Below are 26870 nucleotides of genomic sequence, written 5' to 3'. Positions count from 1 at the left end.
CAAGGAGACTCACGTTGAGATGTCGCATTCTGGGGGCCATATCTGCCCTCGTACTCCTATGCATTGTCGCCACTTCGTGTTCGCGCGCGGAGTCGCTCGGACGAGGATTCGGCAAGGACGATCCCACGAATGGCATCATCCCGGCCGAAGCAGGCACGACGCCTCAGGATGCAAGCGACCTTCTGTCTTACTGCCCGTCGGACCATTGCCCCGCCGGTCACACGACGTGTTCGAACTCGCTCTTCACATGCGACGTGGACCTGCGTACCGATCCGAATAACTGCGGAGAGTGCGGTAACGCCTGTCCGGCCCAAACGCGCCGTGAAAAGTATTCGTGCTTCGAAGGTCGATGCGTGATGGCTTGTCAGACGGACATTGCACTCGACTGCGACGGTATCCCCGACAACGGTTGTGAGGTCGATCTTCCGAACAACGACAACTGTGGGGGCTGTGGACTGAAATGCCCGGCAGATAAGCCGTGCATCGAGCGGACGCTGCACGCCAACGACTTCGGCTGTGGCTGCACCGCCGGCGAAATCTACTGCCCGGGCCCCCTCGAGGTATGCGTCGATCCGACGAACAACGACTCGAGCTGCGGTGCGTGCAACAACGCTTGTCCTCCCGAGGGCGACGGCAGCGAGCGCCCTGCGAACATGTATTTCGGTTGTGAAGACAACCAATGCGGCGCCCTGAAATGCATCGCTGGCTATGGAGATTGCGACGGTCGTCGTGACAATGGATGTGAGCTCTACCTCACGGACGACGACAACTGCGGAGCGTGCGGGAACAAGTGTTCGAACGGCGCGAGCTGCCGACTCAATCCTTCCATGGTGCCGGAGTGCATGTGTCCCTCCGGACAGACGTTCTGCGAGGCGTTCTGCGCCGAACCTCCTTGTGGGTATTGCGCAGATTTCTCTTCGGATAGCGAGAACTGCGGCGGGTGCGGTTCGATGTGCCGTTTCGACATCCCCAACGCCAACGAGGCTTGCGTCTACGGCAAGTGCGAGCGGAGTTGCAAGTTGGGATGGAGCGATTGCAACGGAAACCGTGACGACGGCTGTGAGACCAACATCTTTGCCGATCCGAAGAATTGTGGTGCTTGCGGCAAAGTCTGCGACGGGATCGCAGGGCAGGCGTGCGTCGACGGCGAATGCATGGTCGAGCCGTGCGGGCCGCAACAGGATGCCGGAGGGCCGACCCGATGAAGAAGCGATGGCTCTTGCCCGTTGCGAGCGTGATGATTCCCGCGCAGATCGCCGTCATTCTTGCGGCGTGCGCGTCCGACGAAGAGACGGGAGGAGTTCCCCGAGAACAGACGTATTACCCGCCCGCTGACGCCGCGCCCGCGCCCTCGCCCGACGGCAGTGACGCGACCGACGCGGAGGTGCCGTGCGTCGAGGGCGACTGCGTGTACTACCCCACGGAGTGCACGGAGGGGGCGCTCTGCCTCGACGCACTCTTCGCTGCGTCGGATGGACTCGACCTTCGGACCTACGTCACCTCGATCTCGGGGCGATCGCCGAGCGACATCTGGCTTTCGGGTACCGTCGGCACCGTCGCGCACTTCGACGGCACCGCCTGGCGTCGCTCGATCGTCGACACCCAACAGTCGCTTTCCGTAATCTGGCTGCACGGCGACAGCGAGATCGCTTTCGGCGATCCGAAACGACTCTATACGCGCGGACTCGACGCCGGTGTGGACGCCGAGGCCTCCGCCGACGGCTGGTCGTTCCTCGATACGACGAAGGTGCCGCCACAGTGGGGGGGCGGCTTCATGCGCCTCGAGACGAGCTTCGCGTACCCCGGCGCGGACTCCCTCTGGATTGGCGTGAGCTCTCAGACCGATAGCGGAGGGCTCTGGCGCATGCGCTGGTCTGTCGAAAACAACAGGTTCCAAGTCGTTGGAACGACCTTGCGCAAGTGCACGTACGTTCCATGCCGTGAGGTCTCTGGTCTGCACGGAGCCTCCGCCGACGAGATCTGGGCCGTCGGGCCGAGAGGCGCTGCATTCCGTGTCACGAACGCGGAGTCGGACGCGCCGACGCTGACCACCTTCAATACGCTCACACGGGACGCGCTCGACGGCGTGTGGGCCGCCGCCTCCGACGACGTCTGGGCGGTGGGGGCGCTCGGCACCGTGCGTCGCTATCGCGGCGATGCGCGATTCTGGGAGGTCTACGACGCGGTGCCGACGAAACAGCACCTTCACGCGGTCGCCGGATCGTCGCCCAACGACATCTGGATCGCCGGAGACGAGGGGACGGTCTTCCACTTCGACGGCGCAACCTGGACGCGCGTAAAGGTCGCCGGCCTCGGTGCTCGGCGACCGCGACTCGACCATATCTGGGTCCCTTCGCCTGGGAAGGTCTGGATTGCGGGGCAAGGCGTCCTCGTATCGCTCGGAGGGAAGCCATGAGAGCCGTCCTGTTCCTCACGACGACGTGCGCGTCGCTTGCCATCATCGCTGCCTGTGCGAGCTCGGAAGAGCAAACTCCGCAGGCGGACGCGCCCCCGCCGTCGCCGCCGCCTGCGACGACTCCCGACGCGGATGCTGCTGTGGACTCCTCCGCTCCCGTTCCAGATGCGAGTCTTCCCAAGTGCAGCGACGCCGGATGGTGCATCACGGCGTTCCCCGATGCAGACCTCGTCTTTCGAGACGTCTGGCCGCTCGAAGATCGCGCGTTCGCGATCGCCGAGAGCGCCAGCGAGGGCGTGAAGGTGCTCGAGTGGCTGCCGTCCAGCGATACCTGGCAGTACATCGACGACCAGACTCAAAATGAAACGGGGATCGGTACGTTCGCCGGGCGTATCTACGCTCCGAACGCGAACGAGGTCTATTTCACCGTTGGACCCGCGTACGTCTATTGGGGAAAGAGGCCGAGCGCCGAGGCTCCGTGGTCCTGGACGCGAAGCGAGCTGCCGGATCACGTCGTCGGACATCCGCTGTCCCACGAGCACGGAAATCCGAACTACGCCGTCGCTGCAGAAAAGCGCGTGACACTCGGCGTCTGGGGCTCGGGCACCGAGGATGTGTATGCTTGGTACAGCAACGCCATCTTCAGGCGCGATGCTTCGGATCGTACCTGGTCGACGGTTTACGTCGCGGAGAATCTCGAAGCGCCCACGGAGCACATCTTCTTCACCGCGGTCGACGGAACGGGGCCGGACGATGTCTGGTTCGTCGGAGCTCGCGATCGCGGCTTGTTCCATTGCCCGCTCGCCGTTCGCAAATCCGCTGCCGGATGGGAGCGTTTCGCGGACGGTATCGTCCAGAACAACCCTGTCGCTCCGTGTCGCAACCGTCCAGGAACGATGTTGCTCGGCGACACCGGGGGAGGTTGGCTCACCGATATCCATCGATCCTCGGCGACCGAATACCTCGCCCTTCACGACGCCGTTCAGCGCGGAGGATTCAAGAATGGCGAGCTCATGCGCGTTCACGTCGAGGACGCGGGCTATTCGTTCACCTCGTCGGTCGTACCCGTGAGGACCGCGAAGGCCTTGCTGGCGAACTCCACCATCCGGTCGATGTGGCGATGGGAGAACGAGAACTGGTTCTCGTCTTGGGGGCTCGTTCTCCGCGGAACCGACGACGGTGACTATGAAATTTCTTCGATCTCGAGAGACGGCGCTCCGGTCGATGTGTCGATCGTCAGGATTCGCGGAACTTCGAAGCAGAACATCTGGGCAATCGGAGCGCGCCATGCGTATCACAAGACCACTCCTTGATCGTCGCTCGTCTGGGCTGCTGATCATGCTCGTCGGCTTTTCGTCGCTGGTCGCGGCGAGTGCGAGCTGCTCGAGCAGCGACGTCGACGAGACACCCGACGGCAGCAGCTCCTCCGACGGCGGCGAAGAGAGCTCCGATGGCGATGCCGACGCTGCGGACGTGCCGGACGTGGAGGTCGTCACCGACGCAGGGGCGAGGCCGGACGCTCTCGTCGACGCCGCGCCGTTGCCGATCACGTGTTCGTCGCCTCCGTGTGCCGTCGCGCTCACCACCGTGCTGGGCAATCAGCGAGGCGACGAGGGTTATTGCGCCGTGCTCTCCGATGGCACGGTCGCGTGCTGGGGAACCAACAGCCTAGGCCAGCTTGGAAACGGCGACGCATCCGGCACCAACAGTGCTCTTCCCGCGCGTGTTCCAGGGCTATCGGGCATCACCGCGATCGACCATACGTGCGCCGTCGGGAATGACGGCGATGTCTGGTGCTGGAGCAAGGGCCCCTTCCTCCAGGACGAGGCCTCATCGGTGACCGTTCAGACTACCCCAGTCCGCCTTCCTCTCCCCGGACCCGCGAAAAAGGTGGCTGCGAGCCAGCTCGTCGCGTGCGCGATTCTCCGGGACGAGAGCGTTGTCTGCTGGGGAAGCAATGACTCCCTCCAAGTCGACCCGGATTTCACCAAGCGGGGCAACATGGCGCCGCGTACGATCGACCTTCCCGCTGGGGTGAAGGAGATCGCGCTCGGAGCCGCCACGTTCGCCGTGTACGGCGATGGCAAGATCATGAGCTGGGGTGCCGATCCAGGAGTCGGACGCGAGACTCCCCTCAATCCGGACGGTTGGCCGAGTGCCGTTCCGCTCGGACACGTGACGATGCTCGACTCCATCGACCAGGAGTCATGCGCCGTCGCGAACGGCGTCGGCTGGTGTTGGGGAGCCCCCGATCCTTCGGGGCCGCCGTTCTCCTGGGACGATCCCTGGGGCCGCGCGTTGCCCATCGCGGTCGACACGCCCGAGCCGATCACGCGAATTGCGACGACGGCGTCGTTCATGGGGCGCGAAAGCAACAACCGTCAGTTCTACGAGAAGCATCGCTGGTGCGCGACCTCGGTATCCGGAGCCGTTTACTGCTTGGGCCTGAACAACGCAGGTCAGGCCGGTGACGGAACCAAAGAATTCGCGCTAGCCCCTGTTCGGGTGGCGGGGCTGCCGGCACCAGCGGCCGAGGTGAAGATCTTGCCGTATTCCACGTGTGCGCTCCTGACGAATGGCAAAGTGTATTGCTGGGGAAGCAATTCCACCGGTCAGCTCGGCGCTGGATTGCCCAAGGGCTCGGTTCTCGTTCCTGCGGAGGTGAAGCTCCCATGAGGCGCACCGGCTTGTTCGTCGCGCCCCTCTTCGCGCTGCTCGTCGGATTCATCGTCTCTGCAACAGGCGCATGCAACGACGAGCGCGCAGGTTTCGCGGAGCAGCAGCAGCCGGTCTTCACGGACGCTGGTGGCACGGTCGACGCCGCGCCCGCCGCGCCCTGTCCGCTCCAGTGCTCGCTCGATGGCCGTTCAGTCATACGATCGTGCACGGGGGAGGTCGTCGAGACGTGCGCGGACAACCTCGCCTGTGGTGAGGCGAGGTGCCAGGAGCCCTGCGCCGCCGCAGCCGCCGATCGAAGCTCGAACGGGTGTGACTTCTACTTCGCAAGTCCTCGCTTCACGAAGTTGCTTCCCCAGTCGTGTCACGCGACGTTCGTCGTGAACAGCTCGAATCAGCCGGCGACGCTTTCGCTGGAATACGGAGGTAAAGCGTTCGACCTGACGCATGCGGTCTACCGAGTGGTGCCGAACAGCACCGATCTCGAACCTCTCCAAGGACCGATTGCGCCGGGGGAGAGCGCCGTTGTCTTCGTATCCGATCGCGATCAGCACAAATCGCGTACCCCCGCCGAGAAGGACAACTACATCCGATGCCCCTACGGCGTCACCGCCGCCGTCGAAACGGACATCAATGTCTTCAACTCGGCGATCGGCCACGCGTTCCGCATGACGAGCAATGTCCCGGTCAGTCTCACGACGATTTATCCGTACGGCGGAGCCGCGAGCTATGTCCCTTCGGCGACGCTCGTGCTCCCCGTAAGCACGTGGGCGAAAGAGCACGTGATCGTCGACGGCTGGGAAGCGAACACCGGCGTGCCGGCCACGCAGATCTATGCCTCGGAAGACGATACCGAAGTAACGATCATCGGGAAAAAGGACATCGCGAACGGCATCGGGTTCACTGGAGCCGCCGCCGGTACGCCGACGAAGATCCACCTTGCGAAGGGGCAGTATGCCCAAATCGTCCAGTCCCAGGAGCTTACCGGAAGCTTCGTGCTCTCGAACAAGCCGACGGTGACACTCGGTGGAAACGAGTGCGCGGACATCCCCAACGGAGTCGGGGCTTGCGACACGCTCGCGCAGCAGATCCCTCCGTACGAGCAATGGGGCTCGGAGTACGTGGGCGTTGGATACCGACCGCGCGTGGCAGGGACCGAGGAGTCCGTCTGGTACCGGATGGTGGCGGCGCGGGACGGAACCGACCTCGAGTACGATCCCGTCAAACCCGACGGCGCGCCGATCTCGATGTCTGCGGGACAGCTCGCGCTCTTTCGCGCGCGCACGAACGAGCCGTTCGTCGTTCGCTCACGTGACCCCGAGCATCCGTTCTACCTCGGGATTCACATGTCCGGCGGCGATACGCCGGGGTACGGAGGGCAGGGCGATCCCGACTTCGTCAACGTCGTGCCCGCCGGCCAATTCATGAACTCCTACAGCTTCTACGCGGACTCGACGTACGCCGAGAACTCGCTCGTCATCGTGAGAAGGAAGACGAACGGCGAGTTCAAGGACGTGTGGCTCGAGTGCGCGGGGAACCTCCCCACGTTCAAGCCGGTCGACTCGCGCGGCGAGTACGAATACACGCGTGTGGACCTGTCGCGCAGGTTCGGCCCCGGTGACCAGTTCGGCGACAAGCAGTGCATCACCGGTCTCCAGCGCATGCGCAGCGACGGGGCGTTCTCCGCCACGCTCTGGGGCTGGAGCACGTACGCGAGCTACGGGTATCCGGGCGGAATGGCGCTCCGCAAGCTCGTCGAGACCCCGCTCGCGCCCGTGAAGTAGCCGACAACGATCTCGCGGGAGCGAAGCACCGCGAGATCGTTGAATCCGAAGGCTGTTCCACGCAAGTCGCCCGATGTGCGCTTCCACGTTGCCTGCTGCGCGGGTGACGTCTTGCGAACGGCGGGCGGGGGAAGTGCGAAAGGACGTATTCGTGGTCGAGCATCGCCAGCTCATCCGTTCGCGCAATTCGAGTGGAATTCGCGCGCAGGATCCCCGAGGCTTGCGAGATCGATGCTCGTCGCGTTCTACTGCTGAGCGGTCTCGTCTGTGCGGCGATGACACGCTCGACGACGGCGATCGCGGCGCCGTTCGACCTCGCATGGTCTGCGCCCGAAGGGTGTCCATCGCGCGACGCGATCGTCGATGCAACGTACGCTCAGCTCGGAGAGCCTCGGTCCGATGCCGCCCCGGAGCTGCTCGTCACGGGGAGCGTTGCCAAACGAGGCGGCGGTTTCACCGTCACGCTGTCGATGACCGACGCGGCCGGCGCTCCGGTCGGAGGGCGGGAGGTGCCCGTGGATCGGCCTCGCTGCGAGGACATCTTCGAGTCCACGGTGCTCGTGCTGGCGATGATGATTGCCGTCGCTCGCCCGCGCGAGGCTACCTTGCCCGCGCGGCCTGCCGACCAAAGCGAGGTCTCCGCTCTGCCCGCCGCCGTAGCTCCGCCGCAGCAGCCAGCGGAGGCGCATAAACCGACGCGCCCTGCACGGCCGAAGACGCCCGAGACGCCACGGCCTCGCGTGTTCGTTGGCGCGGCTGCAATTGCCTCGCGTGGCCTCTTACCGTCCACGGGGGTCGGCGTCGGGGTGAGCGCATCATACATGCCGAACCCCCTGCTGCTCCTGGGGCTCGACGCCAGCTTCGAGCAAGCGGTGGGGGACGTTCACGCAGGCGAGGGCGACGTCGCTTTTCGGCTTTTCAGAGGCGGAATGCGCGTCGGCGTGTCGATCCTCCGGACGAAGCACATCCAAGTCTTCCCCCTGATCGGCGCATCGCTCGGGCTCATTCAGAACACACCTCACGGCTACGAGGCGCATCACTACCCGCTCCGAAGCACCTTCCTCGTAGGCCCGGGTGCGCTTGCGCGGGTACGCCTCGGGTCGGCGCTCTTTCTCGACCTGTCCGGCGCCGTCGAGGTCGTCCTGGTCCGGGACCGCTTCAACGCCCTGGTGAACGGTGCGAACGGCGCGCTCGTCAGCGTCCATCGCCCCAGTGCCCTTGCAGGGCGCGTCGGCCTCGGTCTCGGCTTCGATTTTCGCTAGTCGACGCTGAACGGATGGCAACCTCAGAAATTTTTCCGGGGCCAAGCATTGTCCGAGTGTGCAGGCTTCGATCCTCCGTAACGCCCTCGCGCCATCGGCGGACGTCGGTCGTCCGATGATGACCATCGACGAGCTCTTCGCCGAGCACGCGAGCTTCGTCTGGCGGACGTTGCGTCACTTCGGGGTCCACGATGCCGACCTCGAGGACCAGAGCCAGGAGGTCTTCCTCGTCGTACAGCGTCAGATCTCGAAGTGGGACGGGGAGCATCCACGGTCGTGGCTGTTCGCCATCGCTCGTCGATGCGCGGCCGCGTACCGAAGACGGAGCCATCGACGCCACGAGCAACCCGTCGAGAGCGTTCCTGACTCGATCGATCCGCACGACCCGACGACACGCGCACAGCTCGATCGGCTGAACCGAGTCTTCCAGACACTCGACGAGGACAAGCAGATCGTCTTCCTCCTCCACGAGGTCGAGGGGATGTCGATGCGCGAAGTCGCCGACGCCGTCGGCTGTCCGCTCCAGACGGCCTACTCCCGTTACAACGCAGCCCGCCGCGATCTCTTTCGGGCGCTGGAAGAGGCGAAATGAAGACCGATCCTACCCACGATGTCTCTTCCGACGACGCCACGCCCGAGGCGTTTCGCGCGTTCGTTCGCGCACGCCAGAGCGGCCCGAGTCGCGAAGTCCTCGAGCGGATGGCATCGCGGCTCACGCAAGCGGGCGTTCTCGGCCAAGACGCATCGCGTTCGCCGATGACGGCGCCCGCCACGTCTCGTCTCGCGCACCTCAAAGTGGGATTGGTCGCTCTCGCGATCGCCACAGGATTCGGCGCCTGGCGCGCGACGGAGACGCGCTCCTTCGTACCGGCTGCAGCGGTGCCGATCGCGGCGCCTGAAACCGCCGTCGTCGTCGCTTCTGCGTCGACGTCGAATGAGCCCGCCCCGCAGGCGCTGCCGGTGCTCTCGGTCGAACAGCTTCCGTCTGTCCCGTCGGCTCCTCGGCCGTCGGCCGCTCCGTCGGTTGCGACAGCCATAAAGCCCGCCGCAACGGAGCTCGAGCTCGTGCAGCGCGCGCAGGCCGCAGTCGCTTCGGATCCCGCGCGTGCACTCGCCGTGGCTGCGGAGCATGCGCGCGCCTATCCGGCCGGCGCCTTCGTGCAAGAGCGCGAGGTGATCGCCGTCGAGGCCCTCGCTCGACTCGGACGAATCGATGAAGCCTGGAAACGCGCCGTCGAGCTCGTTCGGCGCTTCCCGGGCACGCCGTACGCGACGCGCCTCGAGCGGGCCCTGGGCCGATCGCTGTCGTCGACCTCTCCGTCGTCGCCTTCCTCGCCGGCCCCGACCCCCTGAGCGCGGCTCACTCGGAGGACACCGACATGCTTGCCCGTATCACGCGCCACGGCGCGCCTCTCACCGTTGCCGCGTGGCTCACGCTCCTATGGTCTTTTCAAGGCTGCGCGGGCCGCGATCTCACGATCGCCGAATCGGGCGACGGAGGCGTGCCGGGCGCTTTCGTCACCGATGCCTCGGATGCCGGGGACGGGGCCGACGCCGCGCCGGATGCGCGCGACCTCGTCACGTATTGCCCGTCGAACAAGTGCCCTACGGGATATACGAATTGCCCCGCCTCGCGCTTTCCGTGCGATGTCGACTTGTTGACCGACAGGCAGAATTGCGGCGCCTGCGGAGCTGCATGTCCGGTGCCGACGAGTACCGAATTTTACGAATGCGTCGGCGGACACTGCGTCATGCAGTGCAGCAATTCCCCCAAGTCGCTCGATTGCGATGGCCTTGCCGACAACGGCTGTGAAACGTCACCGGCCGAGCAAACCTCCTGTGGAGCCTGTGGCATCATCTGTACGGAAGACAAGCCGTGTATCAACCGAGCTTCCCCCGCTGAGGACTGGGGATGCGGCTGCAAGGACGGAAAAACCTACTGCGGAATATGCGTCGATACGAGATCCTCGGATGACAATTGCGGGGCCTGCAACAATGCCTGTCCGGCCGGGGATCTCGACCCGAGCCTGCATATGTATCTTGGCTGTGCCGACAACAAATGCGGCTCCATGAAGTGCGAGCCTGACCGCGCCAACTGCGACGGCGATCTCGACAACGGCTGCGAGACCGATCTCACGTTGCCCGAGAACTGCGGCGGGTGTGGAAACGAATGCCCTGCAGGCCAGTCGTGCAGAAAGGACATTTCGAGTTCCGTCTACACCCTCCGATGTATGTGCCCTCCAGGCGAAACCTTCTGTGGAGGTAGCGTTTACGGGTGGTGTCGCGATACCTCTTCGGACACGCTCAACTGTGGAGGTTGCGGCATCACGTGCGACTCCGTCTGCGCGAACGGGATGTGCCGCCTGGACTGCGGGACCGGGCGAGCGAACTGCAACGGGAACCAGAGCGACGCCTGCGAGACCAACATCGACAGCGATCCGAACAACTGCGGTGGCTGCGGGATCACCTGCAACGCCGTTGCCGGTCAAGCATGCGTGCAGGGCCGGTGCGTCGTCGAACCGTGTGACGACACCGTCGATGCCGGAAGGGGCCCGCAATGAGCCGTCGCTGGATCATACTCGTCTTGGGTCTCGCGGCCTGTGCTTCGACGGAATCCTCCGTCGCACCGTCGGACAGCGGGACGAACGTCGGCCCGGTACCGCCGCCTGTCGACGGAGGGCTCGACGCCGAGCCGGACGTCGACGCAGGCCCATGTGCCGATTGCGAATACTTTCCCTCGGACTGCTCCCCCGACACGCTTTGCCCCGGAGCGGTCGATACGAGTCAAGGCGAGCCCGCAATCAACCCGGGCCTGACCATCAACGCCATTCGGGGGCGTTCGGTGAGCGACGTCTGGGCGGCAGGCGCGATGGGAACCGTCGCACACTTCGACGGGACATCATGGAAGCGATCGACACTCGGCAGTCTCGATACTCTGAATGCTCTCTGGGTACGTGACTCCAGCGAGGTCGCGCTCGCCCATTTGTCACGTGTCTACGCGCGCGGTCTCGACCTCGGGGATGCCGGCACGGTCCCTTCGGACGGCGGTTGGAGCTTCGTCGAACCGACCCTCCCCTCGGAATTCCCAGATCTCCGTTTATCCATCAAGTTCCGATCGGCGTGGAACGCGCCCGGCTCACCCTGGCTTTGGTGTGCCGCGAGCTCGGTGGAGAAGACGGGTATTTGGCGTATGCGCCTATCGCCGACCAACACCCTCGAGCTTCAGGTCGGCGTGAGCACGCAAGCGTGCACCGACGCGCACTGCACGCAGGTGACGAGCATTCACGGCGCATCCCCGAATGAGGTTTGGGCAGTCGGAGAGTGGGGCTCCGCGGTTCTCGTCACGGACGCCGAAAGCGACACACCAACCGTCAAGGCATTCAATACCCTCACGCGAAACGCGCTGAATGGAGTCTGGAGCGCTTCGCCCTCGGAAGCGTGGGCCGTCGGCGCTTTGGGAACCATTCGCCACTACGCGGGGCACCCCGTGCTGTGGGACGTCGTCTCGGACGTCCCGACAACGGAGGATCTCCGGGCCGTGTGGGGCTCTTCGTCGAACGACGTATGGGCCGTCGGCGATGGCGCGCTCGTTCTCCACTTCGATGGAAAGGCCTGGTCGCGCGTCAAGATTGCCGGGCTCGGCAAGCGCCGGCCAAACCTCACGACCATCTGGGGAGCCGCTGCGGGGCACGTCTGGATCGGCGGGGAGGGCGCCATGCTCTCGCTCGGAGGAAAGCCATGAGAGCGACGATCCTCTTCTGCGGCGCTTCACTCGCGCTCGGCGCAATGGCGTCGGTCGCGGCCTGCGCGACGTCCGAAAACGAGCCCCAGACGACCTCTACTCCTGATTCCGGAGAAACCATCGCGACTCCTTCGGAGGGCGGGCAGCCCGAAGCGGCGACGGATTCCGGCACCGAGGCCGCGTCGCCGGAATGCAGCGACGCGGGATGGTGTCGAACGTCCTTGCCCGACGACGATCTCACGTTGAAGGACATCTGGCCCGTCGGCGAGACGGCGTTTGCGATCGCGGACAGTCCGACCCTCGGCATCAAGGTGCTCGAGTGGAAGAAGGGCGATGCCTCGTGGAGCTACATCGATGACAGCTCTCAGAACGACGTCGGTCTCGGAAAATACGCCGGACGGATCTGGGCCCCGAGTGAGAACGAGATCTATTACGGAGTGGGGCCAGGCTACGTCTATTACGGAAAGCGCCCCGAGGCGCCCAACACCACCTGGTCTTGGACGCGGGAGAGTCTGAAAGACAATAGCCATCCCGACTTCGTCGACCCACAAGACGGCTATCCGCTCTACCCGGAGCTAGGGCAAAACTATCCGACGCTCGGCATCTGGGGGACGAGCGCCGGCGACGTCTACGCTTGGTTCACCAATACCATCTATCGCCGGACGAGCACTGGAGGCGCCGCGCCGGAGTGGGTCCCCGAGTACGTCGCGGACGACGCCTCGGATTCGACGGAGCACATGTACTTCCTGTCGGCCGCCGGAGCGGGACCCGACGACGTCTGGTTCTCTGCCACGAGAGCGCGTTCGGGCGCGGCTTGCACCGTCCTCGTACGCAAAACAGGCGGCGCGTATCGAAGGGTGGCGGACGGCATTGCCAGTGACTGGTCCGACTGCGAGGCGCGTCAAGACCAGTTGCTGATCGGCGGCGCGCCGGGATGGCTCACCGACCTTCACATGCCTTCGCCCAACGAGATCGTCGGTCTCAAGGGCGGGCGAGACGTCGTCCATGTGTCAATCTCAGGAGATGGGTATTCGCTCTCCGCGGCGTCCGTATCTCCGAAGCTGACCGGCCAGCCACTCGACTCTCTATGGGCGATTCCCGGGAGCGTGTGGCTCTGCGGATCGGGCGTCGTCCTTCAGGGCGGCAACGACGTCTGGGACGGGGGAACGTTCCAGATTTCGACGCTCGCGATGAACGGTGGTGCGCTCAAGCAAACGCTCTACCAAGTTCGCGGCACTTCCAACACCAACCTTTGGGCCATCGGAGTCCGCAATGCGCTTCACAAGACGACTCCTTGATCGCTACTTCTTCGGCGCAGGGGTGATCCTGGCAGCAAGCGGTGCGGCGGCGAGCTGCGCGAGCACCGACGAGGAAGTCAATTCGGGTTCCTCGGATGCCGGCCCGGAAGCGTCCGTAGCCGCCGATGGCGGCGCGCCATCCGAGAGCGGCTCGGTCGACGCAAACGTTCGCGACGTAACGGCGCCGCCTTTCGACGGGGGGCCTCTCCCGGTCGTGTGCGCCACGGATCGCTGCGCGACCTCACTGGTAACGACGCTCGCCGTCAGTAGCGACGACAGGAGCGAAGGCTATTGCGCGCTTCTGCACGACGGCACGGTGGCATGCTGGGGTGGAAACGGGGCCGGCCAACTCGGTCGCGGTGACGACGCGGGGACGTCGGACAGTCCGACCGCCGAGCGTGTCGACGGTCTCTCCGAGGTCGCGGAGCTGAGTCATACGTGCGCCCTCGACAAGAGCGGCAGCGTCTGGTGCTGGGGCACGGGCCCCTACCTTCGCAACGACACGGGGGAACGTACGACCGAACGTACGCCGCTCAAGCTGGCCCTTCCGCCGGTCGAGCACGTTGGAATGGGAAGGGACGTCGGGTGTGCGTCGAACGGCGACGACCTGGTCTGCTGGGGAAGCAACGCGAACGGACAGCTCGCGCCAACGACCACGACGCCTGCGTGGACCTTCCTCGGCCCCGTACCCGTCGACCTTCCCAGCGGCGCGCCGAGCCGGGAGATCCTCGTTGGCGAGACGGCGTTCGTTCTCCGCGAGGATGGGCAAACCCTGAGTTGGGGAGCGATGCCTTCGCTTGGCCGCCTCTCGTCGCTCAGCCCCGATTCGTACGCGCTTCCGATGGACCTCGTCGGGCTCTCTTCGATCGATAGCGCGGGCGACAACGCGTGCGCGACGGTCGGCGGCGTCGGCTATTGCTGGGGACGTCTTCTCCGCGACGCGTTCTTGTCCTTCTGGCTGGTGGTGGACGATTGGACCCTTCCCAGCCCCGTCGTGGCGCCGGAGCCGCTCGTTCAAATCGCCACGACGAGGTCGTTCGTCACCGGTGGCTTCTACGACGCGGTCGTTCGACCGCAGCGCTGGTGCGCGGTTGGCGCGTCGGGCAGCGTCTATTGCTGGGGCTTCAACGCGAGCGGTCAGGCCGGCGACGGCACGAAGGAGCACGCCTATCAGGCGGTCAAAGTCGAAGGCCTCCCGACGACGGCCGCGCAAGTCAAAGCAATGCCCGACTCGACGTGTGCGCTTTTGACGAACGGAAAAGTCTATTGCTGGGGCTCGAATTATTACGGACAGCTCGGCAACGGGAAGCTCCGAGTCCCAAGCATCGTGCCGGAAGAAGTGGTGCTGCCATGAATCGTATGCGCATGACCCGCCGCGTATTCGCCGCGGCCTTCGGTATCACGGTGAGTGCCGCAGGATTGGGGGCGTGCACGGAGGACCGCGGTGGTTTCGCCACCGACAATCCAACGCTCGATTTCGATGCGTCGGCCGCGCCGGACGCGCCGGATTGCCAATACCAGTGCTCACTCGACGGCCGCTCGGTCATCGAAGCGTGCACGGGCAACGTCATCGAGACGTGCGCCGACAATCTCGCGTGCGGTGCTGCGCGATGCCAGGAGCCATGTGCTGCAGCATCCGCGGATCGAAGCTCGAACGGGTGCGACTTCTATTTTCAGATGCCCCGGATGGACAAGGCGTTTCCTCATAGCTGCAACGCCGCGTTCATCGTCAATACGTCCAGGCAATCCGCCAACGTGACGCTCGAGCGTGAGGGGAAGGCGATTGACGTCTCGAAATCGGTCTTCCGCACCACGCCGGGAAGTACGGCGCTGAGCCCACACGTTGGAGCCATTCCACCGGGCGAAAGCGTCATCCTGTTCCTCTCCGACTCACCGCAAGGCGCCGATCCCTCCTATCTGTACGTCCGATGTCCCGAGGGGGTGACTGCCGCGACCTTCGACGACACGGTGGCGAAGAAAACTGGAATTGGCTCTTCGTTCCGATTGACGGCCGACGTGCCGGTGTCATTGACATCGATGTATCCGTTCGGCGGTGCGGCCTCCTACCTGCCGAGCGCTACGCTCGTGTTGCCCGTCGCGACATGGGGAACGGAGCACATGATCGTCAACGGGTGGGAGGCGAGCTTTGCGGGCGCTCCGTCCGTGCAGATCGTCGCTTCCGAAGACGACACCGAGGTCACCATTCTGCCGAAGCGCGACATCCTGGGTGGACCGGGCGTCGCGAGTGCTTTCGCGAATGAGCCGGCGAAGTACCGCCTATCCCGAGGGCAGCACTTGCAGCTCGTCCAGACCGACGAGCTCACGGGGAGCATCGTAGTTTCGACCAAGCCAACGAGCACCTTTGGCGGGAATTCTTGTGCGTTCGTTCCGGCCTCGGCCTCGGCCTGCGATATTCTCAATCAACAGATTCCACCGTTCGAGCAGTGGGGCGCGGAATATGTCGGCGTGGGCTATCGCCCGCGTGCGGGCAACGAGCACGAGCCGATGCCCTATCGCATCGTCGCCGCGCGGGATGGAACACGCCTCGAGTACGAGCCGACGATCCCGCCGGGAGCGCCAACCACCATGAATGCCGGCGAGGTGGGCACGTTCCCTCAGGGAACTGGGGATGCGTTCGTCGTCCGGACGCAGGACATCGAGCACCCGATCTATGTCTCCGCGCACATGACCGGCGGCGGCGGCGATTTTACCCCCAAGGCACCAAGCTACGGGGGCACCGGTGATCCGGAGTTCGTCAACGTCATTGCAACCGCCCAGTATTCGAACTCGTACAGTTTCTACGCGGACTCCAGCTATGCGGAGACCTCGCTCACGATCATCCGACGCAAACTCAACGGCACCTTCAAGGACGTGTGGCTCGAGTGCGCAGGCAACCTGACGAGCTGGAAGCCCGTCGGCTCGCGCGGCGAGTACGAGTACACGAGGGTCGACCTCTCACGCCACTTCCACCCCGGCGACACCTTCGGCGACGGCGACGCCGGCACGGTCACAGTTTGCCGAACCGGCCTCCAGCGCATGCGGAGCGAAGGCCCCTTCACCGCCACGCTTTGGGGCTGGGACGCCGCTGCGAGCTACGCCTATCCCGGCGGCACCGCCCAGCGAAAGCTCGTCGACACCTCTCTCGCTCCAATTCACTGATCTCACGGCGTCGTGCCAGGACACCCCGTTTCATCCGCTCGAGGTGTGCAACTGAGCTGATCTGGTGCATGCTTCGGACCATCTCGGGATGGCAGAGGGCAGGGACTCTTAGGGATCAGCAATGATTGTCAATGTTCGTAACAAGGCCACATGGCTGGTTTCCCAGCTTGGGCAACTGGTCATCGCCAGCGGTCTGCTCTCCCTGGTCTTCAATTACGCGTATCGCTACACCGTCGACCGCAACATCCATACGCCAGCCTTCTATCTGGCGACCGTGGCGCTGGGGTTGATCGCTTTTCTCGTCATCCGCAAAGACTACGTGTTCGTGAACCGCTACGAGTTCAGCGACACCGAATTCTCGGTCAGCACGCTGCTGGGCGTGAAGAAGCGCTACCCCACCTCGCAGTACGAATTCGTGCCCTCGCTGCACAAGGCCATCAACCTGCCCGAGCAGAAGGCCGGCTTGTCCTTTTACGTGCGCGACGCCAAGAGCAAGAAGAACATCCGGAACTACTCCTGGGCCGGATTCTCGCCCGAGGACTTCCAGGCCGTCTCGCGGTTGTACGGATACCGAGGCGACACGGACTTCAAGCAGAGAGATTTCGGTAAGCGCTAGGCGCGTCGCGTGTTGATGGTAGGCGTACCGAGTTGACGCCAAAGGCACGCCGGGAGACGAGAGCGCGGCTCGAGGCCTCGACTGAAAGCGCGCGGTCCGCAGCGACGTCACCGCTTCGACTTCGCGACGAGCGAATCCTCTCCGGTTTGCCGGATGTCTTGAAGCATCGCTAGCGGCGAGCCCCCCTGCGTCAGGATAGTTGCCGTCTCGGCCACGAGCCAAGGGCGATAGCGGTCTTGCATTGGTGCCGTGATCGTTTGCATCGATGGGCGTTGTCTTGCAAACGGGCAAGGGTCATCTTCCGTGCATGAACACCGCACAGCAATCCGCTTCGCTCTCGATGACAACGGCAAGGGTGTTCCGCACCGGCGTACTCGCGCTCACGCTCGGAGCGCTCGCGATCGGCTGCGCGAGCACGTCACACCAAAAGGAGACCGTCATGTCCAACGCAAACAACGCAGCATTCGTGACCCCCTGGAAAGACCTGTGGAACGGCGACCTCGCGATGACCGACAAGATCATTGCCAAGGACTTCGTCGCCCACGCAGCTCCGCTGACCGGATCTGGCTCGGACGTGATTCGCGGCCGCGAGGCGCTCAATGGTTGGGTCAGCGGCATCCGCTCCGTCATCCCGGACCTGACGTTCACCGTGGAGGTGGGGCCGATCACCGATGCCGACCACCTCGTCGTTCGGTGGAGGGCTCAGGGCACCTACCGAGGCGGTCTGCCAGGTACGGGGCCAGAGTCGGTCGGCAGGAAGGTCAACTTCACCGGGACCGACACGCTGCGTGTCGCCGACGGCATGCTCGCGGAGTACTGGGCCAACGCCGACAGCCTCCTCTTCTTCCAGCAGCTTGGAATCAAGCAGCTTCAGTAACTGCTCGCAGCTCGTCGGCGAAGAAGGACCACACAGCCGCCACCCGCGGCACATCGCGAAGGATCCTGTGGCCAACGAGCCAGACATCGGAGGACGGACACGCGTGGATGGAGGACGCGAGCGTCTTCGTGTAGCGAACCTCCTCCAGCCGTCGTGCGCGGATGAACATCGTGGGCAAGAGGGCGACTCCCAAGCCCGCCTCGGCGGCGGCGAGCTGGGCGGAGAAGTGGCTCGTCCGAAGGACGATCTCGGCCTTTCCGGCGTTCGCCGTGACCCACCGCGCGGGTGCGAAGCTCGCGAAGTCCTTGTCCCACGCGAGCCATGGCGGATCGTTCCAGGAAGAGACCCGCCCGATCTCCTCCACCAGGGCGGGGGCGCTCGCCGGCAACCACTTGGCGGTAAGGAGCTTGGTCGTCACGAGCTCGGCTCCCCGTGGCTGGACGGATCGGAGGGCAAGGTCGGCCTCGTGCCGCGTAAGGTCGCGCGGCTGCGCGGATGCATCGAGCTCGATGTGGACCTTGGGGTATTTCGCGCGAAGCCGCACGAGCGCGGGGGCGATGAACAACTCGGCCATCCCCGGGTCGGCACTGAGGCGCACAATCCCTTCGGCCTGCGCCTCGACGTCCGACGCATCGCGCTTGAGGCGTCCGTGCGCCGCCTCCATCGACTCGGCGGCGGCCAACACCCGTTCCGCCCCGCGTGCGGGGAGAAGTCCTTCCCGCGTCCGCTCGAAGAGGCGCACGCCGAGCGACGCTTCGAGCGCCGTGATGCGACGGCTCACCGTCGACGTATCGATTCCGAGCCGTGACGCCGCCGCGCCGAGGCTCTTCTGGCGATGGGCCTCGAGAAAGATGCGCACGTCGTCCCATCGTGCGTCCGCGACGCCTTGCACATTTGCCATTCTAGTCTCCAACCATGGTTGCTTCTTTGCATCGTGGCAAGGCCCATCGGCGTCGTCGATGATGGGCAGCGTCGATAGTAATTCATAGAAAGCATCCATTCGACGGATGAAACTCGAACGTCCAGAATGAGCGCTGACGGTGAACGGATTTCTGAAGGGGAGAGGCCTCTCATGATTTTCAGCGTACTCGTGCGCTACGCGACGCTCTTCACGGTGGCCATGGCCATCTTTAGCGCGAGCTTCGCCGTCTTCAGCTTTCGCAGACGAACGAACGCAGCCATCTATCTCGATCTGAGTGACCGGCTCCAGAAGCTGTACCGAGCGGTGCCAACCACGAGCCGCGCCGCATACTTGGTTGGGAAAGAGCCCGGTGGTGTGCCCAGCGAGATCGCCGCCGTCGAGGTGCTCGACTTCCTTCACCTCATGCACTCGGCCTTCACGCTCCATGCGACCGGCTACTTCTCCGGTCGGCTATGGGTGGCGTTCCGCACGGAGGCAGAACGGGGGCTCCGTCTTCCGGTGGTCCAGGCGAGTTGGCCCCTCCTGCGGGAGGAGTTCCAGAGTAGTCCCGGTTTCGTCAACCACGTCGAGCGAGCTCTCGTCCGTTCGGTTACACGCAGCGTTTTTGACGGACGCCAGTCCCCGCCGTCGCTTGCGGGAGACGGTTGGCCAGCCTCGGGAGTTACAGCGCGGCTTGCGACGGACGCGGCGAGTTACTGACGCTGAGGAGCTAGGTGTTTCCGCGCGGCGCACGTCACCGCGCTCGCTTGGGCCTCCGGTCGTTCTTCGCAGTCCCTCGAACCTTTGGATCGTCGCGCGCGACACCCATGAGGGCGTGGATGACGTGCATTGTTGCGACATCGTGATCGCGGCGAGGGTGCCACGCGATTCCGACCTCGAAGGACGGAACAGGGAGCGGTGGCTCCCGCGTGATCACATTGGCGTAGGGACCCGTCGCGAGCAGTCGTTCCGGGACGAGCGCCAGCAAGTCGCTATTACCGACGATCGACGGTACCGCCAGGAAGCTGGGCACCACGAGCCCAACGCGTCGGGCCTTGCCCTGCGAAGCCAGCGCCGCGTCGAGTGCGCCGCTGGTCTGGGCGCGTCCTGACACCACGACGTGCGGGTACTGGAGCCATTTGTCGAGAGAGAAGCGCTGCTTCGCCGGGTGATCGCGCCGCATGGCGACGATGTACCGCTCCGAGAAGAGTGGCTGCCAGCGAAGCATCGACGCGCCCGGCGCCATGACGGAAACGGCGAGGTCGAGTGTGCCGTCCGAAAGCTCGGCGACGACTTCCTCCGCACCGCCCCACGGAGTCACGATGAGGTCGAGTCCTGGAGCCGAGTCGCGGAGCGCTGCCATGAGCGGCGGGCCCAAGAGCGCAGTCCCGTAGTCCACGACCGACCAACGAACGGTCTGCGAGAGCGTGGCGAGGTCAGCGCGTGGGCCGACAACCTGCGCGACGCTGGAGAGCGCGTGCTCGAGCGCGGGCCGGAGGGCCTGGGCTCGCGGCGTCGGCGTCATTCCGCCGCGCGTGCGCTCGAGGATCGGATCGCCGAACAGAGAGCGCAGCCTCTCGAGCGCGTTGCTCGTCGCGGACTGCGAGAGACCAAGTCGCTTTCCTGCGCGCGTCACGTGACGCTCGGAGAGCAAGGCGTCGAGGACGACGAGCAGGTTCAGGTCGACCGAACGAAGATGGATAGAACCCATGACGTGCAATGTAGAACATCCATTCGACGGATAACACTCCGCTGCGCATGATGAGTCTTGCCGATGAGCGGCGAGGAGAGACTCACCATGAAGACGCACGAGATCGTGATCCCGGGCCCGAACCAACCCCTCCAGATTCGCGAGCGCGAGCTCGGGAGCCCTGGAGCTGGCGAGGCTTCCATCGCGACGGAGGCCACGGGGGTCTCCTTCGCCGAGGTCCAGATGCTCGGCGGGCGCTATCCCGGACAGCCGGCGTTTCCATTCGTGCCCGGCTACGATCTCGTGGGCAAGGTCCTCTCCGTCGGGCCGGGCGTCGATCCGGCGCTCGTCGGGAAGCGAGTCGCGACGATGACGCAGACCGGGGCGTGGGCGGAGAACGTCCTGCGTCGCGCCGAGGAGCTCGTCGTTGTGCCTGATGATCTCGACCCCTCCGAGGTCGATACGCTGATCGTCAACGGCATCACCGCTTACAAGATGTTGCACCGCGTGGCTCGAGTGAAGGCGGGGCAAACCATCGTCGTTCACGGCGCCGGGGGTGGCGTCGGGACGATCCTCGTCCAGCTCGCCAAGCTCGCGGGCGTTCACGTCATCGGAACATGCAAGCCGTCGCAGCGAGAGGCGGTCGAGCGCCTCGGGGCTCGCGTCGTCGACTACACGCGCGGAAAGGTCCTCGACGACACGCGGGCCCTCGCGCCGGAGGGCGTCGATGCCGTGTTCGACCACGTGGGTGGAGATTCGCTTCGCGCCTCGTTCGCGATGCTACGGCGCGGGGGCACGCTGGTTTCGTACGGGAGCGCATCGACGATCAACGCGCGCGGTTCCGCGTGGACACCCATCCTCGTCAACATGGCGCGCGCGCTCCTCTGGAGCCTGCGACCGGGCGGGCGCACGATGAAGGTCTTCGACGTGTGGGGACGCGGCAGCTTCGGCGCCGATAGCGCCTTCCGACCTCGTCGCTTCTGGCGGGAGTTTCGCGAAGACCTTGGTCGACTCCTCGCCTTGTTCATGGCCGGCAGTCTTCGCGCGCAGGTGGCGCGCCGGGTTCCTCTCCTCGATGCCAGTACGGCGCTCGAGGCCCACGTAGCGGGCGGCTTCACGGGGAAGATCGTCCTCGAGACCACAGCCAGATTCGGTGTTGCGTAGTTCGTGCGGCCATCGGGGCTCGGTCGAATGGCAATCCGAAACGGCGAGGTGGTGCTGATGGATCCCGAAGCAAGTTGCTCGGCATGCCGAGCAACGTTCGACGAGTGGGCGGCGCTCGAGCTCGTTGCTCGCATCGAATCCACGGAGGTAGAGCGCCTGATCCGTGGCTGGTCCGCGAATCTCTGCATCGAGGTTCGTGCATGTCGATGGTGCGGCAAGGGGATCACCCGAAAATGCGAATGGGTGTCACCGTGAGGGGCTCAGCTCCTTGGGCCTCGGCAGCGTCCTCGACGGTGCAAGCCGGCAGCGACCTCCGGCCATTGCTCTCGCTGGCCTTGGCCCAGTTCGTCGTGGTGATGAACACATCGGTCGTCAACATCGCGCTGCCGTCGATTCGCCTAGGTCTGGGGCTCAGCCCCGTCGAGCTGACGTGGGTGATCAATGCCTACGTCCTGGCCTTTGGAGGCTTGCTCCTCGCGGGTGGACGGGCGGCGGATGTCTTCGGACGGAGCCGCGTGTTTACGGTGTCGCTGGCGGCCTTCGGCGTTACCTCGCTCGGCGCTGCCGTCGCGCCCGGGGCTGGTTTTCTGATCGCCTTCCGGGGCCTGCAGGGGATCGCCGCCGCCGTCTTGTCACCTGCAGCGCTCTCCATCGCGCTCACCCTCTATCCGAAAGGCCATGCGCGAAGCGTGGCGCTCGCCGTCTGGGGAGTCGTGTCTGGAGCAGGAGGGGCCGCGGGCGTGATCGCGGGAGGGATGCTCACGACGACGTTCGGGTGGCGCTCCGTGTTCGTCGCGGCGTTGCCGTTCGTGGGGTTGTCCCTCGTCATGCCGTCTTCACAGGGCACCTCTTCAACCGAGTCCTCTGACCGCCCGACCTTCGATGTCCTCGGGGCGGTCCTTGTCACCGGTGCGTTGGGCCTGCTCACGTTCAGCCTCGCGGGCATCACGCACCACGGCTGGCTCTCGACGCGCACGATGGGGCTCTTCGTGATCGGGGCCCTTCTGCTCGTCGCCTTCGTCGAGGTCGAGCGAAGGAGCATGGCGCCCTTGGTGCGCCTAGGCCTCTTCGCCAACCCGAGCGTGCGCTTCGCCAACGCTGCGATGACGCTCGTGGGCGGCGCCTGGCTCGCGCTCTTCTTCTTCCTGCCCCTCTACCAGCAGCAGGTCCTCGGCTACAGCGCGCTCCGCACCGGGCTCACGCAGCTACCGCTCGCGGTGGCGATCATGGTCGCTTCGACGCAGGTCCGCCGTATCACTGTGCGCCTGGGGGCCAGGACCACGCTCGTCGGCGGCCTCGTGCTCCTCACCGTTGGGCTCGCCGGGTTCAGTCGGATCCGGGTCGACGCAACTTTCCTCGGACACCTCCTCGGCCCGTCGCTCCTCGTCGGCCTCGGCCTCGGTGTCGCCTTCGTCGAGCTGACCAGTCTCGGCACGCACGGCGTCGCGCCGGCCGAGTCCGGCCTTGCGAGTGGACTGGTGAACGCCACGCGCCAGTGCGGCGGCGCCATGGGCTTGGCCCTGCTCGTCTCCCTCGCCGCGAGCCGCACCGGTAGCGCCGCAGAGCCCGGCGTGGCCGCCCTGACCGAGGGCTACCGCACAGCGTTTCTCGCGGCGTCCGTGCTCACCGGCGTCGCCACGCTCCTGGCGCTGCGCGCTCCCCGGCCGACGGCGCTCTCCACCTCCGCAGTCGATAACCACGAACCCAGTCAACATCCCTGACACGCAAGGAAAACCATGTCCACGCTCACCACTCCGCCATTCTTGTCCGGTCCGTTCGCGCCGGTCTCCGACGAAATCACGGTCACGCAGCTGCGCGTGCACGGCGCCCTCCCTCGCGAGCTCGACGGACAGCTCGTACGCAACGGTCACAACCCAACGCCGGGCGTGGTGCCCGTTCACTGGTTTCAGGGCAGCGGCATGCTGCATGGGATCCGGCTCCGTGAAGGGCGCGCCGACGCCTACCGCAACCGCTGGGTCCGCACGCCGGCCCTCGCGGGCGCGCCTTACATGACCGAGCGCGGCCTCGACCTGACCGCGCACACCGCGGGTACGCACGCTATCGGCCATGCGGGCCGCATTCTCGCCCTCAACGAGGCGGGCCTTCCCTTCCAGGTCACACCGGAGCTCGACACCGTCGGCGCGTTCGACTTCGGGGGCAAGCTCACGACGGCGATGGGGGCACACCCGAAGATCGACCCTCGCACGGGAGAGCTGCACTTCTTCGGTTATGGGCCTTTTCCTCCATACCTCACGTACTACGTTGCATCGCCCAAGGGTGACATCGTGCGTGCCGAGGTCGTGCCGGGAGCCGGCCCCTCGCTGATGCACGACTTCGCCATCACTCGGCGTCACATCGTCTGGTTCGACATGCCCGTGGTGTTCGACAAGAACGATACGTCGGGCATGCCCTACGCCTGGAACTCCGACTACCCAGCGCGCATTGGGATCATGTCCCGTGAGAGCGGCGCGATCCGGTGGTTCGAGGTCGACCCCCTCTACGTCCTTCACGTCACGAACGCCTATGACGACGCGGAGGGCCGGGTTGTCCTCGATGCCCCTGCGTTCGACCACGCCGCATGGGAGCGCTCCACAGCGTGGTGGGCCGGGCGGCCCGACCGAGGCCCGAGCCTCCTGACCGGTACGAAGCACCGGCGCTGGACGCTCGACCCCGAGAAGGGCCTTCTCCGATCCCAGACCGTCGATGACCTCGTCGTCGAGTTCCCGGCGGTCAATCCCGCCTTCATCGGGGAGCCGTTCCGGTACGGGTACGCGCTGGCACTCCCGGCGGGCGAGGAGGGCCCGTGGGCCATGGCGAAGCACGACCTGACCACGGGCGCCCACCAGCTACGCACCTTCCGGCCCGGGCAGCTGCCGAGCGAAGGCGTCTTCGTTCCCGCGGCCGGAGCGACGAGCGAGGACGCTGGCTACCTCCTCACCGTGGTCAGCAACGCCGACCAGTCGCCCGCGGAGCTCCTCGTGCTCGACGCAACGAACATCGCGGGAGAGCCCGTCGCGGTCGTCGAGCTTCCCCGCCACGTGCCTGCGGGAGTGCACGGCTCGTGGATCCCGACGAAGGCGTGACCTCCTCGCGCACGGTCACCCCATCGACACGTCCGAGCCCCTGGAGCGAGACGTGGCTCGGTCACCATTGCCGACCGATAGCGCCGGCGAGGGCGGTGTCGTCATCGCCCTTGCGACGGGCGTGCGACGCTCTCCGCAAAGCAACGGGACCTCGTCTTTTCCTAGGTCCCGTGGTGGAGGCGCCGGGAATCGAATCGTGGGAGGTGCGACCGACCGGGCTAGAGGAACGAAATACCTGTTAGCTCTTCGGAGCGTCGCCACAGCGCTTTGGCGCCTTCGATATCGGTCATCGAACGCCACGTCTCCTTCAGCGGAGGATCGCCGACGGCGTGGCCGGGGCCCCAGAGATCGCCGCTTGCCGAGTCTCCGATCGCGGCCTCGAGCAGCGCGGCTGCGCCATACTCGACGGGCCGGGCGAAGAGGGCAGAGAACGCGCGCGACGCGATCCCCATCAGACCTTGGGGCTTTCGTTGGAGAGGTGTCATGACCATCCCCGGATGCGCGAGGATGCTCTTCACCGCACGACTGCGGCGACTCAGCTCGACGCCGAAGAGGAGGTTGGCGAGCTTGCTCTGCGCGTAAGCGCCGCGCTGGTCGTACCGGCTGCCGTCGATGCTCGAGAGGTCGATGCGATCGCGCTTCACGATGAAAGACGTGACGGTGACGACGCGAGCATCGTCGCGCTGCGCGAGCCGGTCGAAGAGCAGCGCTGTCAGCGCGAAGTGCCCCAAGTGGTTCGTCGCGAACGGGAGGACGACACCGCCGGGCGTGAGCGCCTTCCGAACGAGCCCGACGCCTGCGTTGTTGACGAGGACGTCGACGTCGCGCACTTTCGCGGCGAGCGCGCGAACGGACGCGATGTCGAGGAGGTCGAGAGGCTCGACTTCAAGCCGCGCCTCGGGGGCTGCGCGGAGAATGCTCGCGCGCGTCTCTTCGCCAGCGTTCACGTCGCGGACCGCCATGACGACGTGATGGCCACGTACCGCGAGCATTCGTGTGAGCGTCGCGCCGAGGCCGCTGTTTGCGCCGGTGACGAGGAAGGTTCTCATAAGCGGATAAACTATCCGCTTAATGCACGGTGGCAAGCCCTCAATCCGCGTCGTGGTAGGCTTCGTGGCGTTGTCCGAGCAGAGAGCAGACGCGAGGAAGAACCGCGAGCGCTTGCTCACCGTCGCGGCTCGGATGGTGCAAACGGGGAATCTCGCGCCTTCGTTCAACGAGCTCGCGGCACTTGCGGGCGTGGGGGTCGGCACCGTCTACCGTCATTTCCCTGATCAGCGAGCGTTGCTGCTCGCTCTGCTCGAAGGTCCTCTGGCTGAGCTCGAGGCGATCATGGCGTCGTGTGCGGGTGAGCCGGATGCCGCGAAGGCGCTCTCGCTCATGGTTCACGGTATCGTCGACCTCGAGCTTCGCCACGCAGCGTTGGGGCAGCAGCTCGTCTCGCAGGACGTCGAGCTGCAAACGTCACCGCGCTTCGTCGCGCTCAACGAGAACGCCGAGGCGTTGCTCGCACGCGCGCGAAAGGCGAGGGTCGTACGCGCGTCGGTGACGGGGAGCGACCTGCGGCGTCTTCTCTGCGGCATCGAGCTCGCGGCGCGTTCCGGGCCCGAGCCGGAGCGGTCGGCGCGTCGCTATGTCGACATTCTGCTCGCCGGGCTCCGTCCGTCCAAGTAAGCGCGCGAGCGCGCTCGTCTCTTCGACCTTTCTCTACCCCTCGGCACCGCGGCGGCGGTCGGAGATCGGAATCGTACGCTCGCCGCCGCCGCGGGGGTCACCGGGGTTGCTGCGTTGCTCATCGGAGTCGTCGGCGCCTTGTCATCGCAGCCGTCCGGAGAAGAGCAGCTTCACGCGGATGCGCGGCGGAAGCTGTTCATCGACGGTGAAGACGACTGGAGTGCTGTCGAACGCGGCGTGAACAACGTGAATAGCGCGCGCCGACGTCGATGTGGCGGACCGGATCCGGTACATGCGCCAGCTCCCGCTCCCACGCCGAGCAGCCCAGCGTCGGACGACGCTTCACCGCCCGAGCCCGCGGGCGCCCCCGGTGCCACCGATGGTGCGCAGATCGGACCAGGCCTCGACGGAAGGCAAGTGCACGGAAAGATGGCGCCCCGGAGTAACCACGCCATGACGTCGTACAAAAGGCGCGCGCCCGGCGTTCGCCGCGGGTGGCTGGCGCCGAAGGAAAAGTCGGCCGCTGCA

24 protein-coding genes are annotated in these 26870 nt (G+C 65.5%); 21 read left to right on the top strand and 3 right to left on the bottom strand.

The genetic code is table 11. The annotated features are described in order from the left end of the window. Nucleotides 1-14 precede the first annotated feature (14 nt). The 15 genes from AKJ09_RS10460 (at nt 15) to AKJ09_RS10395 (ending at nt 17830) form a co-directional block, all read left to right on the top strand. Entirely contained in the window at nt 15-1205 is a 1191-nt protein-coding gene (locus AKJ09_RS10460) for a hypothetical protein (RefSeq protein ID WP_146647053.1), read from the top strand. Then, on the top strand, nt 1202-2416 hold the full coding sequence (locus AKJ09_RS10455) for a WD40/YVTN/BNR-like repeat-containing protein (protein ID WP_146647052.1): 1215 nt from the start codon (nt 1202-1204) through the stop codon (nt 2414-2416). The genes AKJ09_RS10460 and AKJ09_RS10455 overlap by 4 nt, the downstream gene beginning before the upstream one ends. Continuing rightward, nucleotides 2413-3729, top strand: coding sequence for a hypothetical protein (locus AKJ09_RS52835; RefSeq protein WP_169927427.1), 1317 nt, complete (start codon nt 2413-2415; stop codon nt 3727-3729). The genes AKJ09_RS10455 and AKJ09_RS52835 overlap by 4 nt, the downstream gene beginning before the upstream one ends. Further along, nucleotides 3704-5092 (top strand): RCC1 domain-containing protein, encoded by a 1389-nt coding sequence (locus AKJ09_RS10450; protein ID WP_169927426.1) that lies wholly within the window; start codon nt 3704-3706, stop codon nt 5090-5092. The genes AKJ09_RS52835 and AKJ09_RS10450 overlap by 26 nt, the downstream gene beginning before the upstream one ends. After that, entirely contained in the window at nt 5089-6876 is a 1788-nt protein-coding gene (locus AKJ09_RS10445; RefSeq protein WP_146647050.1) for an IgGFc-binding protein, read from the top strand. Before AKJ09_RS10450 ends, AKJ09_RS10445 begins: the two co-directional genes overlap by 4 nt. Before the next feature lie 275 nt (nt 6877-7151). Continuing rightward, entirely contained in the window at nt 7152-8138 is a 987-nt protein-coding gene (locus tag AKJ09_RS10440) for a hypothetical protein (protein WP_146647049.1), read from the top strand. Between the two features lie 58 nt (nt 8139-8196). Next, nucleotides 8197-8730, top strand: coding sequence for an RNA polymerase sigma factor (locus AKJ09_RS10435; RefSeq protein WP_146647048.1), 534 nt, complete (start codon nt 8197-8199; stop codon nt 8728-8730). After that, nucleotides 8727-9491: a hypothetical protein gene (locus tag AKJ09_RS10430; protein WP_146647047.1), complete on the top strand. Its 765-nt coding sequence runs from the start codon at nt 8727-8729 to the stop codon at nt 9489-9491. The genes AKJ09_RS10435 and AKJ09_RS10430 overlap by 4 nt, the downstream gene beginning before the upstream one ends. Before the next feature lie 26 nt (nt 9492-9517). Further along, nucleotides 9518-10699 carry a hypothetical protein gene (locus AKJ09_RS10425; RefSeq protein ID WP_146647046.1) on the top strand — a complete coding sequence of 394 codons (1182 nt, stop codon included), beginning with the start codon at nt 9518-9520 and terminating at the stop codon, nt 10697-10699. Beyond that, nucleotides 10696-11880 carry a WD40/YVTN/BNR-like repeat-containing protein gene (locus tag AKJ09_RS10420; RefSeq protein ID WP_146647045.1) on the top strand — a complete coding sequence of 395 codons (1185 nt, stop codon included), beginning with the start codon at nt 10696-10698 and terminating at the stop codon, nt 11878-11880. Before AKJ09_RS10425 ends, AKJ09_RS10420 begins: the two co-directional genes overlap by 4 nt. Beyond that, nucleotides 11877-13178 carry a hypothetical protein gene (locus AKJ09_RS10415; RefSeq protein WP_146647044.1) on the top strand — a complete coding sequence of 434 codons (1302 nt, stop codon included), beginning with the start codon at nt 11877-11879 and terminating at the stop codon, nt 13176-13178. Before AKJ09_RS10420 ends, AKJ09_RS10415 begins: the two co-directional genes overlap by 4 nt. Beyond that, entirely contained in the window at nt 13153-14532 is a 1380-nt protein-coding gene (locus AKJ09_RS10410) for an RCC1 domain-containing protein (protein ID WP_146655491.1), read from the top strand. The genes AKJ09_RS10415 and AKJ09_RS10410 overlap by 26 nt, the downstream gene beginning before the upstream one ends. Next, nucleotides 14529-16337 (top strand): IgGFc-binding protein, encoded by a 1809-nt coding sequence (locus AKJ09_RS10405; protein WP_146647043.1) that lies wholly within the window; start codon nt 14529-14531, stop codon nt 16335-16337. Before AKJ09_RS10410 ends, AKJ09_RS10405 begins: the two co-directional genes overlap by 4 nt. 121 nt (nt 16338-16458) lie before the next feature. Continuing rightward, a complete protein-coding gene (locus AKJ09_RS10400; RefSeq protein WP_146647042.1) occupies nt 16459-16953 on the top strand; it encodes a hypothetical protein in 495 nt (164 codons plus the stop codon). 307 nt (nt 16954-17260) lie between these two features. Beyond that, nucleotides 17261-17830, top strand: coding sequence for an ester cyclase (locus AKJ09_RS10395; protein ID WP_205633671.1), 570 nt, complete (start codon nt 17261-17263; stop codon nt 17828-17830). Here AKJ09_RS10395 and AKJ09_RS10390 read toward each other — a convergent pair. Then, nucleotides 17814-18830, bottom strand: a complete 1017-nt coding sequence (locus tag AKJ09_RS10390; RefSeq protein ID WP_169927425.1) for a LysR family transcriptional regulator — start codon at nt 18828-18830, stop codon at nt 17814-17816. The genes AKJ09_RS10395 and AKJ09_RS10390 overlap by 17 nt on opposite strands. 72 nt (nt 18831-18902) lie before the next feature. Here AKJ09_RS10390 and AKJ09_RS52830 point away from each other — a divergent pair, with 72 nt between their 5' ends. Continuing rightward, a complete protein-coding gene (locus AKJ09_RS52830) occupies nt 18903-19451 on the top strand; it encodes a hypothetical protein (RefSeq protein ID WP_169927424.1) in 549 nt (182 codons plus the stop codon). Between the two features lie 34 nt (nt 19452-19485). On the opposite strand, the gene AKJ09_RS10385 is transcribed toward AKJ09_RS52830, so the two are convergent. Beyond that, a complete protein-coding gene (locus AKJ09_RS10385) occupies nt 19486-20442 on the bottom strand; it encodes a LysR family transcriptional regulator (protein ID WP_205633670.1) in 957 nt (318 codons plus the stop codon). Between the two features lie 87 nt (nt 20443-20529). Between AKJ09_RS10385 and AKJ09_RS10380 the strand changes: the two genes are divergently transcribed. From AKJ09_RS10380 to AKJ09_RS10370, 4 genes are read left to right on the top strand one after another with little or no spacing between them, the layout of a single operon-like run. Then, on the top strand, nt 20530-21585 hold the full coding sequence (locus AKJ09_RS10380; RefSeq protein WP_146647040.1) for a zinc-binding dehydrogenase: 1056 nt from the start codon (nt 20530-20532) through the stop codon (nt 21583-21585). 27 nt (nt 21586-21612) lie between these two features. After that, on the top strand, nt 21613-21840 hold the full coding sequence (locus AKJ09_RS52825; RefSeq protein WP_169927423.1) for a hypothetical protein: 228 nt from the start codon (nt 21613-21615) through the stop codon (nt 21838-21840). Continuing rightward, nucleotides 21837-23306: an MFS transporter gene (locus AKJ09_RS10375; RefSeq protein ID WP_169927422.1), complete on the top strand. Its 1470-nt coding sequence runs from the start codon at nt 21837-21839 to the stop codon at nt 23304-23306. The genes AKJ09_RS52825 and AKJ09_RS10375 overlap by 4 nt, the downstream gene beginning before the upstream one ends. Nucleotides 23307-23321: 15 nt before the next feature. Continuing rightward, a complete protein-coding gene (locus AKJ09_RS10370; protein WP_146647038.1) occupies nt 23322-24668 on the top strand; it encodes a carotenoid oxygenase family protein in 1347 nt (448 codons plus the stop codon). Between the two features lie 218 nt (nt 24669-24886). On the opposite strand, the gene AKJ09_RS10365 is transcribed toward AKJ09_RS10370, so the two are convergent. Then, nucleotides 24887-25717, bottom strand: coding sequence for an SDR family NAD(P)-dependent oxidoreductase (locus AKJ09_RS10365; RefSeq protein ID WP_146647037.1), 831 nt, complete (start codon nt 25715-25717; stop codon nt 24887-24889). Between the two features lie 70 nt (nt 25718-25787). Between AKJ09_RS10365 and AKJ09_RS10360 the strand changes: the two genes are divergently transcribed. Next, a complete protein-coding gene (locus AKJ09_RS10360; protein WP_169927421.1) occupies nt 25788-26342 on the top strand; it encodes a TetR/AcrR family transcriptional regulator in 555 nt (184 codons plus the stop codon). The last annotated feature ends 528 nt before the right edge of the window (nt 26343-26870 follow it).

The sequence above is a fragment of the Labilithrix luteola genome, from assembly GCF_001263205.1.
GTDB classification, from domain to species: domain Bacteria; phylum Myxococcota_A; class Polyangia; order Polyangiales; family Polyangiaceae; genus Labilithrix; species Labilithrix luteola.
Note: the sequence above shows the minus strand (reverse complement) of the source record. Positions and strands in the feature narration are given on the sequence as shown.